Consider the following 17,561-nt stretch of genomic DNA (forward strand, 5'->3'; position numbering starts at 1 on the left):
GCCATCTCACTGATTGACATCGACGATATTGAGCTCCTCAGGGAGGAAACATGAAGCACCGCGCCGTGGGTGCCGTGCTGTTCGGCGGCGGCGTCCTGCTCCTGGCGCTGGCCGCCGGGTTGGTGTTCGTCGTCAAGCCTGCGATGACCAAACTGCCCTACGACCTGGAGTCGTCGACGTCGGTGGCCGAGGCCCGGGCGGCGACGTTCCTTCAGATCACCAACGGTGCGGTCGACATCGTCGATCAGACGGACCTGAGGTCGACCGTCCAGGTCACCCCGGAGCGTGCCAAGACCGCGGCGCTCAGCGGCGACCTCGCCGGTGACGCGGTGGTCTGGCGGGTCGGCCAGACCGTCGAGCGGACCGACACCAAGGCGCTGGTCAGCGCGTACGGTGCCGAGCTGGCACTGGATCGGGTCTCCGCGGCAGCCGTGGAGTGGAACGAGCAGTTCCTCGACGAGAGCGGCACGCCGGAGAAGGTCTCGTTCGCCGGCCAGGTCTACAAGTTCCCGTTCAACTCCGCCAAGGACAACTACGAGGTCTTCGACCGGGATCTGCGGCAGACCCGGATGGCCGAGTTCAAGGGCACCGAGGACATCAACGGCATCGAGGCGTACCGCTACGAGCAGGTCATCACCGACGAGAAGCTGCCGTTGGCCACCGACCGGGTGGCGCTGCTACTCGGTGCGCTCGCCCCCGGCTCGACGTCGGGTGACGTCGTCTACAGCAACACCCGTACGGTCTGGGTGGATCCGGTCACCGGCTCCTACCTGAAGGTCCGGGAGCAGCAGAAGAAGGTGCTCGTGCCGAACACGGGCACCCCGGTGACGCTGCTGGACGCCGACTTCTCCTACAACGAGGAGACCGTGGCGTCCTCGGTGGACCGCGCCAAGGAGAGCCGGAACCAGCTCAGAATCCTCGGAGTGTTCGCACCGCTCGGGCTCGCCGTGCTGGGCCTGGTGCTGATCCTGGTCGGGCTGCTGGTCTCGCGTAGTCGTACCCCGGCCACGGTGGCCCGGCACGCCGCCGCCGACCCGGCACCGACCCGGGTCGACCAGCCGCCGGTGCGGGACGACGCTCGGCCGGGTGGGCCGTTGACCGACGAGATCCCGCCCGCCTCGACCAACTGGAAGTCCGAGGAGCCCACGGTGCCCAGCCAACGGTCGGCACAGGGCGAGTCGGAGAAGCAGTAGCACCAGCAGTGCCGGTTGTGGGGGCGGGCCGACGGCCCGCCCCCACAACCGGCAGCGCGAGCCGCGAATCAGCCGATCAGGGTGTCAGAGCCGGGCCAGCGCCCGGCGGAGCGGGTCGAGACCGAGCGCACCGAGGTCGAGCGCCTGGCGGTGGAACTCGCGCAGGTCGAAGTCGGCGCCCTTGCGGGCCTTCGCGTCCTCCCGCGCCTGAAGCCAGATCCGCTCGCCCACCTTGTACGACGGCGCCTGCCCCGGCCAGCCCAGGTAGCGGTTGAGCTCGAAGCGCAGCATCTCGTCCGGCACCCGGCAGTGCGCCCGCAGGAACTCCCAACCCAGCTCCGGGGTCCACCGCTCACCGGGATGGAAGTCGAACGGGTTGTCCTTGGGAATCTCCAGCTCCAGATGCATGCCGATGTCCACGATCACGCGGGCCGCCCGCAGCGCCTGACCGTCCAGCATCCCGAGCCGGTTGCCCGGGTCGTCCAGGTAACCCAGCTCCTCCATCAGGCGCTCGGCGTACAGCGCCCAGCCCTCGCCGTGACCGGATACCCAACAGAGCAGCCGCTGCCAGCGGTTGAGCAACTCGGCCCGGACGGCGGTCTGGCCGATCTGGAGGTGATGGCCGGGGACCCCCTCGTGGTAGACGGTGGTCACCTCCCGCCAGGTGGAGAAGTCGGTCAGGCCCTGCGGCACCGCCCACCACATTCGACCCGGTCGGGCGAAGTCCTCGCTCGGGCCGGTGTAGTAGATGGAACCGTCACTTGTCGGCGCGATCATGCACTCGATCCGCCGGACCTGCTCGGGGATGTCGAAGTGGGTGCCGTTGAGGTCGCTGATCGCCTGGTCGGCCAGCTCCTGCATCCAGTCGCGGAAGGCGTCCCGACCCCGGATGGTGCGGGCCGGGTCGGCGTCCAACGCCGTCACGGCCTCGTCGATGGTGGCGCTCGGACCGGCGATCTGGGCGGCCACCGTCCGCATGTCGGCCTCCAGCCGGGCCAACTCCGTGAAGCCCCAGGCGTACGTCTCGTCGAGGTCGATCCGAGCCCCGAGGAAGTACTGGGAGGCCAGCTCGTAGCGCTCACGCCCGGCGGCCTGCTTCTCCCGTCCGTGGGGAGCCAGCTCGGTGCGGAGGAACTGCCCGAACTCGGCGGTAGCCGCCGTGGCCGCAGCCGCACCGCGACGCAGTTCGGAGCCGAGGGAGCCATCCTCGCCCAGCCGATCGACCAGCCCGTGGAAGACGTTGTCACCGTCCGGATCGACCCAGGTGTCGCACTGTTTGGCCACCTCGATCAGCTGTGCGCGCGAACTGATCCGTCCGGCGGCTGCCGACTCCCGCAACGTGGTCTTGTAGTCCTCCAGCGTGCTTGCGAAGAGGTTCAGCCGGGCGGCCAGGTTGGCCCGGGCCTGCTCCCCTTCGGTGGGCATCAGGTCGAAGACCATCCGGATCTCGTGCAAGCCGCTGGTGATGACGCTTACCTCGCTGGCCGTCTCGCCGGTGTCGTACCGGTCCAGTTCGAGGCCCAGACGCTCCTGCATCGCCTCCCGCGCGGTGCGTTCGGCCTCCGTCACCGGCTCGATGCTGTCGAGCTCGGCAAGGGTGCGTCGGGTCAGTTCGGCGCGTGCGGCGTACCCGTCGGGGGAGAGGTCGTCGAACTTGTCGTCATGGCCGGCGATGCCGACGGAGGTGGCGCCGGTCGGGCTCAATGCCGCCCAGTCGGCGACGTAACGGTTCGCGAGATCGTCGATTCTTCCCACGCTGCGTACCCTACGCGAGGTGGGCGTCGCGATGATGCCGCCGACGCCGTCAGGGCAGCAGGTCGGCAGGATCGAAGTCGATCGGGAACGGCTCGTCGGCGCGTAGCCGGTCACCGCTGACCGCCTTGGCGAGCGTGTCGTAGCCGCCGAACTTGCCGAGGGCGAACAACTCCACCGCGGCGTGCCGCAGCCGGCGCGAGATCTCCACCCGCATGAAGTAGGGCACCCGCCCCTCGGCGCAGCGGATCGGCTTGTCGACGAAGTCCTGCCGGCGGCTGCCGGGGGAGACGAACTCCACGGCCATGGTGCACAGGTGGGCCGGGATCCAGCGGTCCTCCTCGTCCGTCTTCGGCAGCGCGTGCAGCACGGTGATGTCCGGCTGGATCCACCGCTGCGGGGAGAAGGTCAGATTCACCTGACCGAAGACGTAGAAGTTGTGGGCCTCGGCAGCGGGTGAGAGTAGCCAGGCGAGTTCGATTTCGCCGTAGCTGTTCGTGCCGACCGCGGCGGGCGTCCTGACCAACCTCCCGTCGATGCACTCGTACCGCGCATCTGGTAGCTCAGGCAACGGGAGGTAGCGGTCGGCGAGCTGGGTCGTCCACATGCCGTCAAGGTCGACGAGCGGGTCGAAACGGATCGGCATCGCCACGATGTTCACCTCCTCGGTCGGTCAACGCCCTATCAAAGGATGTGGTTTCTGTGGCGCGCGACACGACGGCCGAAAACCGCAGGACAATGTCGTACCCCGGCGGCAGAGTGTCAGGGGTGACAGGCGACTTCACCCCTGACCGGCCGGCGCTGCGGAGCTGGCTGCCCGGCTTCATCGCCCTCGCCGCGATCTGGGGTTCCAGCTTCCTCTTCATCAAGGTCGGGGTGGCCGAGCTGCACCCGCTGCACCTCACCCTCTACCGGGTCGCCTCCGGCGCGCTGACCCTGCTGGTGGTGCTCGCCGTGCTGCGTGACCGGCTACCGCGCGAGCTGCGGGTCTGGGGTCACCTGACGGTGATCGCCGCCTTCGGGGTGGCGTTGCCGTTCACCCTGTTCGGCTACGGCGAGCAGCGGGTCGAGTCGATGCTCGCCGGCATCTGGAACGCGACCACTCCGCTTGTCGTGCTGCCGCTGGCGGTGCTGGTGTTCCGCACCGAGCGGCTGACCGCACGCGGCGCCCTCGGGCTGGCGCTCGGCTTCACCGGCGTGATGGTGGTGCTCGGCGTCTGGCAGGGCGTCGGCGGTGCGCACTTCGTCGGCCAGTTGATGTGCTTCGGCGCCGCCGCCTGCTACGGCTTCGCCATCCCGTACCAGAAGAAGTTCATCGCCGGCAGCGCCCTGTCCGGGCTGTCCCTCTCGGCGGCGCAGCTGATCGTCGCGGCGGTCCAGCTCGCGATCGTGGCGCCGGTGGTGGCCGGTGCGCCGCCGCTGCCGACCGCGCTGTCGCCGCGGGTGCTCGCGGCCGTGCTGGCGTTGGGCGCGCTCGGCACCGGGCTCGCCTTCGTGATCCACCTGCGGAACATCCGGACCGTCGGCGCGACGACCGCCTCCACCGTGACGTACCTGATCCCGGTGTTCGCGGTGCTGATCGGTGCCCTCGTGCTCGGCGAGCGACTCACCTGGCACCAGCCGGTCGGCGCGCTGATCGTGCTGCTCGGCGTCGCCGTGTCGCAGGGCCTGCTCGGCCGACGTCGTCGCCGCCGGGTGGCACCGGGTGTGGGCACCCCGACGGCACCCCTGGTCGAGCCCGCCACCCGCTGAGCGGAGGCGGGCGGGCCGGGCGGTTGGGCACGCGTCAGGCGCGCGTCCAGGCGACCAACTCGTCGGCCGCCCACGTGTTGATCACGCGGTCCGCGGGGACTCCGCACCGGGCGGCCCGCTCGCAGCCGAAGCGCTGCCAGTCCAACTGGCCGGGGGCGTGCGCGTCGGTGTTGATGGCGAACCGGCAACCGGCCTCCAGCGCCCGCCGGATCAGCCGCTTCGGCGGGTCCTGCCGCTCCGGCCGTGAGTTGATTTCCACGGCGACGTCGTGTTCGACACAGGCGGCGAAGACGGCGTCGGCATCGAAGTCACTCTCGGCCCGGGTCCGGGCGCGGTGCCCCCGGTCGCCCGGCCCGGTCACCCCGGCCGGTCGGGACGAGACCATCCGACCCGTGCAGTGGCCCAGGATGTCCAGATGCGGGTTGGCGATGGCGGCCAGCATCCGGCGGGTCATCTTCGCCCGGTCGTCGTTCAGGCCGCTGTGCACCGACCCGACCACCACGTCCAGCCGGGCCAGCAACGCCTCGTCCTGGTCGAGCGACCCGTCGGCGAGGATGTCGACCTCGATGCCGGTGAGGATGCGGAACCCCTCCGGCAACGCCTCGTTGACGCGTGCCACGTGGTCGAGCTGGCGGCGCAGCCGATCCGCGGTCAGTCCCCGGGCGACCTTCAGCCGGGGCGAGTGGTCGGTGAGCACCAGGTACTCGTGGCCCAGCTCGACGGCGGCCAGCGCCATCTCCTCGATCGGTGACCCACCGTCGGACCAGTCCGAGTGGGTGTGGCAGTCGCCGCGCAGGGCGGTACGCAGGGCGGTGGCCTCGGCGTCCAGGTCGGTGCCCTCGGTGGCGAGCAGCCGGCGCAGGTAGACCGGCTCCTCACCGGCAAGCGACTCGGCCACGCAACGAGCGGTGACGTCGCCGACCCCGGCCAGCTCGGTGAGCTTGCCGGCACGGGCCCGCTCGGCCACCTCCTCGACCGGCAGCGCGGCCAACGCCTTGGCCGCCGAGCGGAAGGCGCGTACCCGATAGGTCGCCTCGTTCGCCCGCTCCAGCAGGAAGGCGATCCGGCGCAGATCGGCAATGGGGTCCCGCTGATGATTCGCTCGCTGGCGCTCGCTCATGTCGGCAAACCTACGCGGCCGCGCCGCCGGTCGGGGTACGACCGGCGGCGCGGGGCGGATCGCGGTGTGCGGGATCAGGCGTACGGCAACCGCACCACGGAGCGGTCACCGACACCGAGGTTGGTGGGGTTGTTGCCGATGGCGGACCAGACCTCCACCCGGACGGTGCCGCCACGCAGGTTGCCGAGGGAGCCGCTGCTGGAGTGCAGCCCGGCGGCCTGGGTGTAGTGCTCCCAGCCCGGCACCGGGTCGGTGGCGAAGTAGCGGTACGTCTCCACCCGCTCCCAACTGCCGTCACCGGTCAGGTCGTACGAGACGCGGGCCTGCACCCCGTTGCCGACCGCCGTGCCGGCATCGAGGAAGAGATCGAACGCGGTCTGCCCGCCGTTGTGGTTGAGGTTGAGCCCGGTCGCGGTGAAGACCACCGGGTTGCGCGGTGTGCCGTCGTGGTTCGTGCCACCGGCGCTGCTCACGGTGGTGGTGCCGGCGCTGCCGGACGCACCCAGACCGCCCCCGGACAGCAGGTAGCGCACAGGTGAGCTGGACGGCGGGTCGGTCGGCGTCGGCGTGGGAGTGGGCGTCGGGGTCGGCGTCGGGCTGGACGTCGGCGTCGGTGTCGGGCTCGGTGGCGTACCCCCACCGCCGCTGCCTCCGCTCCAGGTGTGCGCCCCACTTGTGGTGGTGCGCCCGGCAGCCACGGTCAGCTGCGTGCCGTCGGAGAACCGTACGGTCAGCGGTGAGCCGGAGATGTTGCTGGCCACGTACGTCCGGGCGCCGTTGCGGTTGAACACCGCGGCCAGCGGATGGTCGGCGGTGATTCCGGTGTCGACCCGGCCGAGGGCGGCCAGGTTACGGACCCAGTGGAAGGTGTGCGCCCGACTCTCGCCCTCCTCCGGGGTGTAGCCGGGGTTGGCTCGCAGCTTGGCCAGCGCCGCGTCGGCGTCACCGAGGGCGAGGAACTGCCAGTGGATGTCCTGCCACACGGTCGGCTCACCGCCGTTGTTGCGGACCAGTTCGGCGTACTTCACCGAGTTGTAGTTCGGGTGCTGGCCCAGGTAGAGGTGCCCACCGGTGATCGGCAGCAGGTTGATGCCCTGGATCATCTCGGGCTCCGCGCTGAACCAGGTGGCGTACGCGCCGCCGTCACCCCAGACCATGCCCACGTTGGAGTGCCCGAACTCGGTGGGGAAGTTCTCGCCGGTGACGTCGAACCAGTACTCGTGGATCGCGGCGGCCTGGGTGGTGTAGAGGTAGATGCCGGCGTCGCGTACCGCCGTGTCGCCGGTGGCCTGCCCCCACTGGATGAGGGCGTTGGCGAAGTTCATCCCCTCCGACGACGACTCCTGGTTGTTGCCGCTGGCGAACGCGCCGTGCCCGGAGGCCCAGTCGTGCCCGGCGTAGATGTCGAAGTCGCGCAGGTACGGGAAGCGGGTGTCCGACCTGTCGTAGTTGTTCGCGTCCCGGATGAGCAGGTCGATCATGCCGCCGTACTGGTCGTCCCGCGCCCAGGCCGGGTCGAACTTGGCAAGCGTGGCGGCGGCGGCGATGTAGTAGCCGTAGTGGAAGTGGTGGTCGTTCAGTTCCTGGTCGGAGCCGTACGACGCCGGGTAGCCGATGAGCGTGCCCCACCGCTGGTCGTAGTAGAACAGCCGTTGGGTCTCGCCGGACGAGGCGGTGAGCCAGTCGTTGAGGGTGGCGCGGATGGCGTTCAGCGCCGAGGTACGGGTCTCGGTGTCGCCGACCAGGTCGGCGATCTCGGCGATGCGGGCCGCCCGGCCGAGTCCCTTGCCGGTCCAGTAGGTGTCGCCACCGCGCTGGTCCATCGGGTTGCTCCGCACCGCCGCCAGGTGCTGCCGCAGCGTGGTCAGGTCGCTGCCGGCTCCGGTGGCGACGGCGGGCAGTTCCGGCAGTACGCCGTTGAACCGCATCGAGGTGCGGAACTCACCGACGCCGGTGACCACCTTCATCCGCCCTCGGGCGGAGGGGTAGGTCGGCGTGATCGGCATGACACCGGTCAGCGCTCGCCAGTGGTGCGGGTAGAGGCTGACCACGGTCCGCGTCTCGGTGCCCTCGCGGGGCGTGGTGGTGAAGGTGTAGCGGGTCTCCACCCGGCTCGTCGTCGCGTTGTAGCTGTAGCTGACCCGGGTGCCGGTGACGTGGGCGTGCGCGTACTGGCCGTAGGTGCCGGCGAGTTGGGTGCGGGCGGTGCCGCCACCGGTGGCCGGGAGCAGCGCGACGCTGAAGTAGCCGCGTCCGGCGAGGTTGGAGCTGATCCGGCTGCCGCTGACGGTCCAGGTCGCGCCGCTCGGCGCGTACGCCACGTAGTCGTGGCCGCGGACGGTGAAGCCGATGCTGCTTCCGTTGTTGGACCAGACCGTGGGGCTACCACCGGTCGCGTTGATCACCGCGTCGCCGCCGCTGGTGCGGAAGTACGCCAGCGGCAACCCGTGGCCGATGGTGGCGCGCATCGTCTGCGCCCCGTCGCCCCAGTACGGGGTGACCGTCCAGTCAGTCCAGTCGTCCACCAGCACGTTGGGGGCGGCAAGTCCGGCCACACCGACCCGGATGTCCTCGACGTAGGGGTACTTGAACTCGCCCACCCCGGTGGCGGTGCCGGAGATGGCGGGGGTCGAGGTGGCGGAGAAGCCGAGCCCGTCGGTGACGGGTTGGTAGGACACCGGGTGCGCGTGCAAGGGCTCGCTGAAGGTGCAGTTCAGGCGCTTCCACAGCAGCGAGGACCACCAGTCGTTTGTGGGTACGGCCCCCGATGGCGCGGCGGCGGTGACGTACTGCCGGGGGTTGGTGGTCAGGTTTCCGCAGCCGCCGGGGAGCGGGCCGACGGGAGTGGTGGTGTAGCTGCCGGCGCCGACCGGTGCGGCCTGCGCGGGGGAGCCGGCGATGACGGCCAGCCCGCCGAGAACGAGGGTCGCGGCGGCGGTGGCGGCCAGGATCCGATGGTGGGTGCGGCGTGGGACGGGAGGTCTCATCTTTCCTCCAACGCGTGCCGGCCCGGCCGCGCCGGTCGGCGCACGCTTCGTCGGTATTGTGAATTAAGCGACGTGAGAGAGCGCTCTCTCTGGTCTACCGGACGGTAGTTCACCGGCGAGACCTGCGTCAATGTTTCGGACTGATGAACCCGGATGGCGCTTATCGGCGCGCGGGCGGTTTGCTCGGGCAGCCGTGCTTGCGATGCCACGCGGCCACCTCGGCGGCCGGCTCCCGGTTGCCGCCCTTGCGCCACGAGTCGAGGTACGGCGCGGGCCAGACCACGCCCCGGCGGATCCACCAGCCGTCCTCGCCCAGGCACGGCGGGGAGATGCCGAAGTGCAGATGGCAGACGTTGTTGGCGTTGCCCGTCCGGCCCACCGTGCCGAGCCGTTGACCGGCCCGTACCCGCACCCCCGCGTCGATGCCCTCGGCGATGTCGGTCAGGTGCGAGCCGTAGTAGCGCACCCCGTCGTCACCGATGACCGATACGGAGAGGCCACCGTTGTACGGCCCCTGCGGACCACTCTTCTTGTACCGGTCACGCCGGCTGACCTCGCCGATCGTGCCGTCGGTGACCGCCACGACCGGCTCACCGCAGTCGGCGAAGATGTCCGTCCCCGGGTACGCCGAGTGGGTCGGGTGATACGACACCTTTCCGGCGCGTACCGGAAAGATGTGGGGCAGGCCCTTGCGGGGAGTCGCCGCCGGCTGGTCCGTGAGATCGGGCGCCGCGCTGGTCGCGGTCGGTGCGCCGGTGGTCGCCGCGGCGGTCGGTCCGGGCGCGGCCGTCGGGCTGGTAACCGCGGTCGGGCTGGTCACGGGGGTCGGGCCGGCGTCCGTCGGTACGCCGGGCGTACCGCAGCCGCTCGCCGCGAGCACCGGCACGAGCAGCAACAGGGCGTACGCGCGGCGGCGTCCGATCGGCAGCGGAACCATCCGGCCATCCTGACAGACTCGATACGGTGGTGAGACAGCGTTCGTGCGTGTGGAGGAGTGGGTACCGGTGTTGCCGTACAACCCGTCGGGCCTCTTTCCCTCCGGGCGGCCACCGCGCCCCGCCTACCGCGAGCCGAACCCGGTCGGCGGTGCCGGTGTCGCGGCGGGAGCGGTCGGAACCCTGGCCTGGCTGGTCCTCTTCGGTCTGCTCGGCGGCAGCCTCGTCGGGTACGTCTGGTGGACGCTGCTCGCCGGTGCGCTGGCCTGGCTCGCGGCCCTGGCGTTGGTCAGGTACGGCGACCGGGGAGTGGCGGCCGGCATCGCGATCGTCACCGCCGGAGGCTGGAGCATCGCCACCGCTGCGGTCGTCACCCGGTGGATGAGCAGCGGTGACTGGCCGCTCTGGTGAACCGTGCCGGTGGCGACTGCGGTGCGTCGTCGCGCAGACACCGAAACCCGTCTTGACTGGATGGCCGTAACTCGGCACTCTCCCGGTATGGCCTGGACCACTCCGCGGCTGGATCCCGATCGCAGCCGCCGCCGCCTTCAGCTTCTGGCGCAGTTGGCGGACGCGCGCGCGGTACGCGAACGCGAACGGCCACAACGCGCCCGCACCGCCCAGCTCCGCCAACTGATCGCCACTCGCCGACGCCTCGCCGGCTGAGCGGCTCGGAGATCCTTTCCCCAGGAATGACCGGCCCTTCGGGGCGTTGACCGGTCGCCTGCCGACCCGACCGGCTAACGTGCACGCGTAACGGGTCGGCGAGTGCTGTGCCGAGGCAACTTGGGGGAAACGTGTCGTACTTCGCTGCGGCCGTCGTACGCGAGAAGGGCGGCTGGACAGCCGCCGAGCTGAGTCTGCGGGGTGCCGCAGACGTCGATGACGTCGCCGAGCGGCTCCGCGATGTCGCTCCGGACGCGGACGTGTCGCTGCTGTTCGTCGAGGCGGACGACACCTACCTGGTCATCCTGCGTCTTGACGAGGGCGAGGACCTGCGGGTCTTCGGCTCCGACTCGGCGTACGCGGAGGAGTCCCGGCTGGGCGCCCTGCTGGTTGGTGACCTGAAGACGTCGGTGACCGGGCTGGACGACACCGAAGAGGTGCGTCCGGCCGCCGCCAGCGGTGGCGACGACAACGAGCAACCTGCCGTCGATCCCGAGGCGGACCCGGTGGGCGAGGCGGATCTCCTGACCGACCTGGGCATCCCCGCGCAACGGCTGCTCGGCCTCTGCGCCCACGAGGGGATGATGCCGGCCGACGTCACCGCCGAGATCTGCCAGGTGCTGGGTTGCGTCGACGACGTCGAGGAACTGCGTGAGGTCTGAGCCGTCTGACGTGACCGATCCGGCGCTGGAGACGGTCCGGCCTGGGCAGCCCACGCCTGGTTCCGTCGGCCGGCGCGGGCCGGGAGCGGACGAGGGCCTGGCCGACCCGACCGGCACCGGCCGACGACAGCGGCACGAACTCTGGATGCGCCGCGCCCTCGAAGTCGCGGTGAGCGGCCCGGCGGTCCCGGGCGGGGGCGGCGGTCCGGCCGGCGCGGCGGACGGTGACGCTGTCGCGGTTGAGCCCGGCCAGTCCGGCGATGTGCCGGTGGGCGCGGTGCTCTACGGGCCGGACGGCAGTGAGCTGGCGATCGGTCGCAACGAGCGCGAGCTGACCGGCGACCCGACCGCGCACGCCGAGGTGCTCGCGCTACGCCGGGCGGCCGAGCGGCTGGGCCGCTGGCGGCTGGACGGCTGCACGCTGGTGGTGACCCTCGAACCCTGCACGATGTGTGCCGGGGCGCTGGTGCTGGCCCGGGTCTCGACAGTGGTCTTCGGTGCCTGGGAACCCAAGACGGGCGCCGCCGGTTCGCTCTGGGACGTGCTGCGTGACCGCCGGCTCAACCACCGACCCGAGGTGTACGGCGGCATCCTGGAGGCCGAGAACGCCGCCGTCCTGCGCGCCTTCTTCCGCTGACCGCTTCGGGCGTCAGGTGCGCAGCAGCGTGGTGGCGACCGCCCGGGCGGTGTCGGTCCAGGGGGCCGGCCGCAGGGTGGCCGGGTCGAGGCGGACGACCGCGCGGTGCCCTTCCGCGTACGTCGTGGTGCCGTCGATCGAGTGGAAGCGGAAGGCGTACCGGGCGCTGCTGGTGCCGAGCTGCTCCAGCCAGAAGTGCACCGCGACCGGGCCGGTGCCGGTGACGGGCGCGAGGTAGCTGATGGTGAATTCGCGTACCGCGTGGAACACGTCGGGCGTGCTGGCCCGGCCGGCCTGGTAGGCGACGCCCCGGTCGGACCAGTACGCGGTGAGCGCCCGTTCCAGCAGCAGCGCGTACCGGGCGTTGTGCAGGATGCCGAGGGCGTCGAGGTCGTCGAAGTGAACCATGGTGCGCTCGACGTGGCCGTACTCGACGGCGGGCTGTTCGGCGACTGCGTGACTCATGACGGGCCTTCCGGTAGCAGAGCGGGATCGGGGCAGAGCGCCCGTAGGCGGTTGAGCACGCCCAGGCGGGCGTGCCGGTAGGTGACCTCCGGGTCGAGCAGGCGGGAGCGCATGGCGGCGGCGATGCCGTACGCGTCGATCTCGTACGCCAGCAGCGCGACATCCGTGCCGGTGGGCAACTCGCCCAGCTCGACCGCCTCGGTGACGAGCCGTTCCAGGAACCTCGTCCAGGCGGCGAAGACGTCGGCGAGACGGTCGCGGACGGCGCCGGGCCGGGCGTTGAACTCGAATTCCGTGGTGGCGAAGAAGCAGCCGCCGGGCAGCACCCGACCGGCGTAGAAGTCGATCCGGGCCTCGTGCAGGGCGTGGATCCGGCGTACGCCCCGGGGGGTGCGCAGCGCCGGGCCGATGATCTGTTCCTGCCACTGGGCGACGGCCCGGTCGATGGTGGCGAGCTGCAACTCCTCCTTGGAGCGCCAGTGTGCGAAGAGGCCGGACTTGCTGACCCCGAGCGACTCGGCGAGATGCCCGAGGGAGAGCCCGTCGAGGCCGCTGGCGGAGGCCAGGCTGACGGCGGCGTCCAGCACGGCGGTGCGGGTGCGCTGCCCCCGGGCGAGCCGGCCGTCGACGTTCATGCGGCGAGACTACTAAATAAGAACGACCGGTCGTATACATTTACCCAGTGGAGGCCGTCACACCGACCCCGACACAGAGCGTCCCGCCACCGCACGGGGGGTGGCGGGACGTCGGGCTCGACCGGATCAGGCGATGATGGTGTCCAGGGCGATCTCGACCATCTGGCTGAAGGTCTGCTCCCGCTCCTGGGAGGTGGTCTTCTCGCCGGTCTTGATGTGGTCGCTCACCGTCAACAGGGTCAGGGCGCGCGCCTTGAACCGGGCCGCGATCGTGTAGAGCGCCGCCGACTCCATCTCCACCGCCAGCACGCCGTACTCCGCGAGGCTGTCGTAGAGGTCCGGCCGGTCGGTGTAGAAGGCGTCCGCGGCCAGGATCGGCCCGACCCGCATCGCGATGCCGCGCCGCTCGGCCACCTCCACCGAGGTACGCAGCAGCCCGAAGTCGGCGACCGGGGCGTAGTCGATCAGCCCGTCGAAGCGCATCCGGTTCATGTTCGAGTCGGTGGACGACCCGATCGCCGCGATCACGTCGCGCAGCTGGAGATCCTCAGTGAGCGCGCCGCACGAGCCGACCCGGATCAGCGACTTCACGCCGTACTCGTTTACCAGCTCGTGGGCGTAGATCGAAGCCGAGGGCATGCCCATGCCGGAGCCCTGCACCGAAACCTCCACGCCGTTCCAACGGCCGGTGAAGCCCAGCATGCCCCGGACCGTCGAGTAGCAGTTCGCGCCCTCGAGGTAGGTCTCCGCGATCCACTTGGCCCGCAGGGGGTCACCCGGCATCAGGACCCGCTCGGCGATCTCGCCCGGCTTCGCGCCGATGTGCGTACTCATGGCGTTGATCCTGCCAGGCCGGCCTGGCCGGGACCGGTTCGGCGTCGGAACCTGTGGTCCTGTACCCTCGTCGGCGGTGGCGTGTCCGAGCGGCCTAAGGAGCACGCCTCGAAAGCGTGTGAGGGTTTACGCCCTCCGAGGGTTCAAATCCCTCCGCCACCGCTCGTGAACAGGCGAAATGCCCGGCGACTCTCCGTGAGTCACCGGGCGTCTCCCTGTCGTGGTCTCAGTTTTGGTCTCAGTTGCCCTCACGACGAGTTGCTGAGCACCCCGGCCGCGCCGTCGTCCGGGTCGTCGTCGGCGCTCTGCGCTGGCTGCCACAGCAGACCACCGACCCGCTTGGCCACGTCGCGGCGAACCTGTCCCGTGAGGTGCCCTGAGGCTCATGCCGCAGGGCTCTTGGTGGCCCGTCGCTTCATCGACCCACGACAGATCATCACACGAGCTGACCTTCCTGTCGCGCTCGTCGGCGGCCAGCCCTTCCAGATTTGCGGTCGGCGTTAGCCAAGCCCTAACACTAGAGCCTGAACGCCGCCTGTTCCGTTCGGAGCATATCGAAAGGGTTCATCCAGCTCACACCGACCGCCTCACAAGCGTCCGGAATTTTGATGCGGTTGCGTGAACCTGTGCCCGCCCTCTCATGCGTCACTACTGTTGCGCTAACCGTGTGGGCATGCGCCACAAGGAAGTAGTCAGCGGCACCTAAGAACTCAAAAACGGCCGCCCTTGTGTACTGGGAGGAGGTGTTCGCCCAGGTGCTGAGCCGCGTAAGTGACTGTGCGCCGATCTCGGTTGCCGGGAGTGTGAAGGATTTGGGCATCTGCTTGATCCATTCGCACAACTCGTCTGCGGTGCCCACCAACTCGCCGTAGACGGCTTCGACTGTGTAAAGCTTGGCGCTTAGGTGGGCCGACTTGAGCCAATCCCAGAATCCAGGCACGACGTCAAAGGGGTAATAGCGATTCTTCGCATCTATAAAGACGTTCGTGTCAATTAGATACATTTAAGCAACCCCGAGGCTCTCGCTGAGCTGCTCGAAGGTTGATGTCTTCTTAAAGCCAAGAAGGCGAAACGCATCCCGGTAGAGAGTTCCACCTTCAAGAGTGTCAGCCACGACTGATCGGGCGAAGCGCCTGCTTACTCGAACAGGGAGAGTGGTGTAGAAGTTCCCGCCACCGGATTGCCTGTTCATCAAGGCGAGTACTCGCTCCAACTCCTCTTCGAAGGCGCGATTGAACTGACGCTCTTGCATGAATCCAGCGTCGAAGATGCGCCGTAGTACGACCAGCGTGCTTACCTTGTAGAGGCGTGCTAGTCGCTGTAGCTCCAAAGTCAAATTACGGCTTGGGGCGAACTCCAGCCGTAGAGAGGTCATTGGAATCAAAAGCTCGGCAGCAACCTCGTTGCACCAACGCTCTGTCCGGTTGTCGTTGGCCATACGGGCAAGGTCCTGGTTTGAAATTGCAGAGCCGCCAAGACTGATGTGAGCCAGTTCGTGAGCTAGCGTAAATATCTGCGCAGCTTTGGTGTCTGCGCCGTTGATGAAGATCAAGGGTGCGATGGGGTCTGCAAGCGAAAACCCGCGGAACTCTCTGGGGTCGAGCTTCCGGTGGGTATTTGAGCCAACGATTCCGCTGGTCATTACCAGTATCCCCTGGCGCTCAGCGTGATCGGTCAGCCCGCGAAGTGCCTCCGCCCACGTGGCGAACTCCGAACGGATCTCAAGGTCAAACCCTAGAGAGTCGCGCAGGCTATCTGCTGCCGCCTGTGGAGTTGTTGCAAGCTGCATGCTTCCGACTACTGGTACAGGTCGGTAGCCGTGTGACTCGGCGAACTCCCGGTACCACTCCTGTCGCTGCTCGCATGCGTAAATCGTATCTAGCAAATTGGGGGTGGGGTTTCGGTTCCGCTCGTCGCGAAAGGTTCGAAAATCGGGTACAGGTAGCGTCTCGTCCGGCGGACTCGGCAAGAAGAATAGCCCGATGGGAGTGTATGTCGCCTGCGCATAGTTCTCTAGCTGCCGCATTGTCGGCTTTACAGAACCTGACTCCCACTGAATAAGCATCGGGAATCCTTTGGCTAAGTCCCCGATAGAAAGACGCGCCCTCTCGCGCGCCCAGCGGAGCATCTCAGGCGCAACATTGACCCGCGTGGGCATGCCTGTTCCTCTCCCGGCCGTATTCGAAACGAACCGACAACTTCTGACTCTAGCCGATCTGACCTTCTACGTTAAGTACCCAGACGGTCACGTTGTGGAACCCAAAGCTCGTGAAACTTGACGGCTCGGTCATGACGCCTCTGCCAAGCAGGCCAGAGGCGTGGCAGGGAACACGTGCGGGCCGAGCGTCGATGGGCACATGGAGCGGCGCAGCGCGGCACGTGTGTTGCCGGAGCCGGCCGTGGTCTCAGTTGCGGTCTCATTCAGCGCCGTACACCCATGTTCGCCGGAGCATCAAGGCGACGCTGGCCGCAGCTCACGTACCGTGTCGACCTTCCCTGTATAAGATTTCCTAACGAAATGATGTTGGGCGTGTAAGTGATCGCAAACCTCGAAAGCGTGTGAGGGTTTACGCCCTCCGAGGGTTCTAATCCCTCCGCCACCGCTCGTGAGCAGCGCGAACGCCCGGTAGGTCCGCGAGGACCGGCCGGGCGCTGCGCAATCGGTCTCAGCCGGTGCTCAGAGGGCGGTCTGCGGCCCGCCCGGAGTCAGCCCGGAAAATCCTGCAGGTACTCCTCGAACGGGATGTCCGGCGCGGCGTCACCGCCGATTTCGATGAAGTGTTCAAGGTCGTCGTAGCCAGGCTGGCCTGTGACGAGCACCCGGAGTGGGTGGCCGGCGTGGTCGGCGAGGAATTTCCAGAGCGCTCGGGTCAGGTCGGACTGGGCGGAGTTCGCCATGTATCCCACCTGGAAGTAGCGGATGTTGTCGCCATCGGGTCGGATCGGCTTGCCCAAGGCGAGGCACATCCGGCACTCAGTGCACGCCAGCCAGCCGTCCAGCGACATCAGCCCTCCTCAAAACACCATGCCGCGAAGGCCCAGCATCGCCGCTGCCACCCGTTTACCGCTTGGGTCGTGAACTACCACCCACACATGCCGGAACTTCAGCAGCTGCTCGTCGGTCCGGGCACCCCAGAAGCCCTTGATCATGCCATCAACCCGGACGCTCGCCGGCACCTGCACGAAAATCTCACCGTCGTATTTGACCTGCTTGGCGGCTCTGGTCAGCACCTTCTGGAAGTTTGGACCGTCGGTGCACTTGACTTCGCGGCGGAACGTGCCGGTGCCGTCCGGGTGCACGAAGGTCACATCCGCGCCTGCCCCGCCCGGCCCGGCGACCTTAGGTACCGTCCCCTCTGGCCCCCGCAGGGCGAGATCCGCATTGGTCTTGGTGAGTTGGAAGTCCGGCTTCGAATCCTTGATCATCTCTTCGATGGCTGCCGCGCGTTCTGCGGGGGGCAGATTGACCTGCTGCTGACCGCCGCACCCGCCGCATGCGTCGTGCGCGATGCGGATGTTCCTTTTGAAGATCTCCAGCCAGTCCGAGCTGGATGGGACAGCGGAATTCAGCGCCGCAGAAGGATCGGATGGGATGGGAGACGCGCCGACCGTGGTGTCAGCCGTCACGCTCGGCGACTTGCGATTGTCAGGGGCTGTAGGACGTTCGTCGGCCGACCCGCAGCCGGCTAGCACCAATGCGACAGCCACTACAACAAGCCACCGCCGCGCCCGACCACGGAGCTCCATGCCGGCACCCCCCGTACACCTAGCCGGTCCGGCCCCACCCTAGTAGGCCGAATGCCCTACGTCGATGTCCGGGCAGCGTACCGACTTGGTCTGGCGCAAGTGGTACGGCCGCGAGCCCGCCACATCTCAGAGCGGTGGCCTCTGACTTCTAGGTGGGATACCTGGCGCGGGTTACC

The 17,561-nt window shown here is 68.7% G+C and carries 18 protein-coding genes and 1 tRNA gene; 7 read left to right on the forward strand and 12 right to left on the reverse strand.

Annotated elements, in window-relative coordinates; translation table 11 throughout:
- Positions 1–50: 50 nt before the first annotated feature.
- Positions 51–1,193 (forward strand): DUF3068 domain-containing protein, encoded by a 1,143-nt coding sequence (locus O7624_RS17235; RefSeq protein ID WP_282236526.1) that lies wholly within the window; start codon positions 51–53, stop codon positions 1,191–1,193.
- An 84-nt stretch (positions 1,194–1,277) separates the two neighbouring features.
- Here the strand turns inward: O7624_RS17235 and O7624_RS17240 are convergent, their stop codons facing one another.
- Positions 1,278–2,948 carry a DUF885 domain-containing protein gene (locus tag O7624_RS17240; RefSeq protein WP_282236527.1) on the reverse strand — a complete coding sequence of 557 codons (1,671 nt, stop codon included), beginning with the start codon at positions 2,946–2,948 and terminating at the stop codon, positions 1,278–1,280.
- Between the two features lie 49 nt (positions 2,949–2,997).
- The gene (locus tag O7624_RS17245; protein ID WP_282240662.1) at positions 2,998–3,591 is read right to left on the reverse strand and encodes a Uma2 family endonuclease; all 594 of its coding nucleotides are present in this window, start codon (positions 3,589–3,591) and stop codon (positions 2,998–3,000) included.
- A 122-nt stretch (positions 3,592–3,713) separates the two neighbouring features.
- Between O7624_RS17245 and O7624_RS17250 the strand changes: the two genes are divergently transcribed.
- Positions 3,714–4,697, forward strand: coding sequence for a DMT family transporter (locus tag O7624_RS17250; protein WP_282236528.1), 984 nt, complete (start codon positions 3,714–3,716; stop codon positions 4,695–4,697).
- 34 nt (positions 4,698–4,731) lie between these two features.
- Here O7624_RS17250 and O7624_RS17255 read toward each other — a convergent pair whose 3' ends face one another.
- From O7624_RS17255 to O7624_RS17265, 3 genes are all read right to left on the reverse strand, one after another.
- Complete coding sequence (locus O7624_RS17255; RefSeq protein WP_282236529.1) at positions 4,732–5,817, reverse strand: PHP domain-containing protein; 1,086 nt, start codon at positions 5,815–5,817, stop codon at positions 4,732–4,734.
- Between the two features lie 74 nt (positions 5,818–5,891).
- Positions 5,892–8,804 (reverse strand): glycosyl hydrolase, encoded by a 2,913-nt coding sequence (locus O7624_RS17260; RefSeq protein WP_282236530.1) that lies wholly within the window; start codon positions 8,802–8,804, stop codon positions 5,892–5,894.
- A gap of 160 nt (positions 8,805–8,964) precedes the next feature.
- Entirely contained in the window at positions 8,965–9,741 is a 777-nt protein-coding gene (locus O7624_RS17265) for a M23 family metallopeptidase (protein WP_282236531.1), read from the reverse strand.
- Positions 9,742–9,790: 49 nt separating this feature from the next.
- Between O7624_RS17265 and O7624_RS17270 the strand changes: the two genes are divergently transcribed.
- From O7624_RS17270 to O7624_RS17285, 4 genes are all read left to right on the forward strand, one after another.
- On the forward strand, positions 9,791–10,150 hold the full coding sequence (locus O7624_RS17270; RefSeq protein ID WP_232511435.1) for a hypothetical protein: 360 nt from the start codon (positions 9,791–9,793) through the stop codon (positions 10,148–10,150).
- 87 nt (positions 10,151–10,237) lie between these two features.
- Positions 10,238–10,405, forward strand: a complete 168-nt coding sequence (locus tag O7624_RS17275; protein WP_170863604.1) for a hypothetical protein — start codon at positions 10,238–10,240, stop codon at positions 10,403–10,405.
- A 131-nt stretch (positions 10,406–10,536) separates the two neighbouring features.
- Entirely contained in the window at positions 10,537–11,067 is a 531-nt protein-coding gene (locus O7624_RS17280) for a tRNA adenosine deaminase-associated protein (RefSeq protein WP_093410069.1), read from the forward strand.
- A 145-nt stretch (positions 11,068–11,212) separates the two neighbouring features.
- A complete protein-coding gene (locus O7624_RS17285; RefSeq protein WP_282240663.1) occupies positions 11,213–11,704 on the forward strand; it encodes a nucleoside deaminase in 492 nt (163 codons plus the stop codon).
- A gap of 12 nt (positions 11,705–11,716) precedes the next feature.
- On the opposite strand, the gene O7624_RS17290 is transcribed toward O7624_RS17285, so the two are convergent.
- From O7624_RS17290 to deoD, 3 genes are all read right to left on the reverse strand, one after another.
- The gene (locus tag O7624_RS17290) at positions 11,717–12,169 is read right to left on the reverse strand and encodes a hotdog domain-containing protein (RefSeq protein WP_282236532.1); all 453 of its coding nucleotides are present in this window, start codon (positions 12,167–12,169) and stop codon (positions 11,717–11,719) included.
- Positions 12,166–12,804, reverse strand: coding sequence for a TetR/AcrR family transcriptional regulator (locus O7624_RS17295; protein ID WP_282236533.1), 639 nt, complete (start codon positions 12,802–12,804; stop codon positions 12,166–12,168). Before O7624_RS17295 ends, O7624_RS17290 begins: the two co-directional genes overlap by 4 nt.
- A gap of 126 nt (positions 12,805–12,930) precedes the next feature.
- On the reverse strand, positions 12,931–13,638 hold the full coding sequence (deoD, locus tag O7624_RS17300; protein WP_204024134.1) for a purine-nucleoside phosphorylase: 708 nt from the start codon (positions 13,636–13,638) through the stop codon (positions 12,931–12,933).
- A 75-nt stretch (positions 13,639–13,713) separates the two neighbouring features.
- Between deoD and O7624_RS17305 the strand changes: the two genes are divergently transcribed.
- Positions 13,714–13,800: transfer RNA gene (locus O7624_RS17305), tRNA-Ser, on the forward strand.
- 355 nt (positions 13,801–14,155) lie between these two features.
- Here O7624_RS17305 and O7624_RS17310 read toward each other — a convergent pair.
- From O7624_RS17310 to O7624_RS17325, 4 genes are all read right to left on the reverse strand, one after another.
- A complete protein-coding gene (locus O7624_RS17310) occupies positions 14,156–14,641 on the reverse strand; it encodes a DUF4411 family protein (RefSeq protein ID WP_282236534.1) in 486 nt (161 codons plus the stop codon).
- The gene (locus O7624_RS17315; protein WP_282236535.1) at positions 14,642–15,796 is read right to left on the reverse strand and encodes an XRE family transcriptional regulator; all 1,155 of its coding nucleotides are present in this window, start codon (positions 15,794–15,796) and stop codon (positions 14,642–14,644) included. It lies immediately after the preceding gene.
- A gap of 548 nt (positions 15,797–16,344) precedes the next feature.
- Positions 16,345–16,644: a hypothetical protein gene (locus tag O7624_RS17320; protein ID WP_281565115.1), complete on the reverse strand. Its 300-nt coding sequence runs from the start codon at positions 16,642–16,644 to the stop codon at positions 16,345–16,347.
- 9 nt (positions 16,645–16,653) lie between these two features.
- The gene (locus O7624_RS17325) at positions 16,654–17,265 is read right to left on the reverse strand and encodes a hypothetical protein (RefSeq protein ID WP_282236536.1); all 612 of its coding nucleotides are present in this window, start codon (positions 17,263–17,265) and stop codon (positions 16,654–16,656) included.
- Positions 17,266–17,561: the final 296 nt, after the last annotated feature.

Origin of the sequence: Verrucosispora sp. WMMD1129 (genome assembly GCF_029581255.1) — a bacterium.
Classification (GTDB): Bacteria; Actinomycetota; Actinomycetes; order Mycobacteriales; family Micromonosporaceae; genus Micromonospora; species Micromonospora sediminimaris.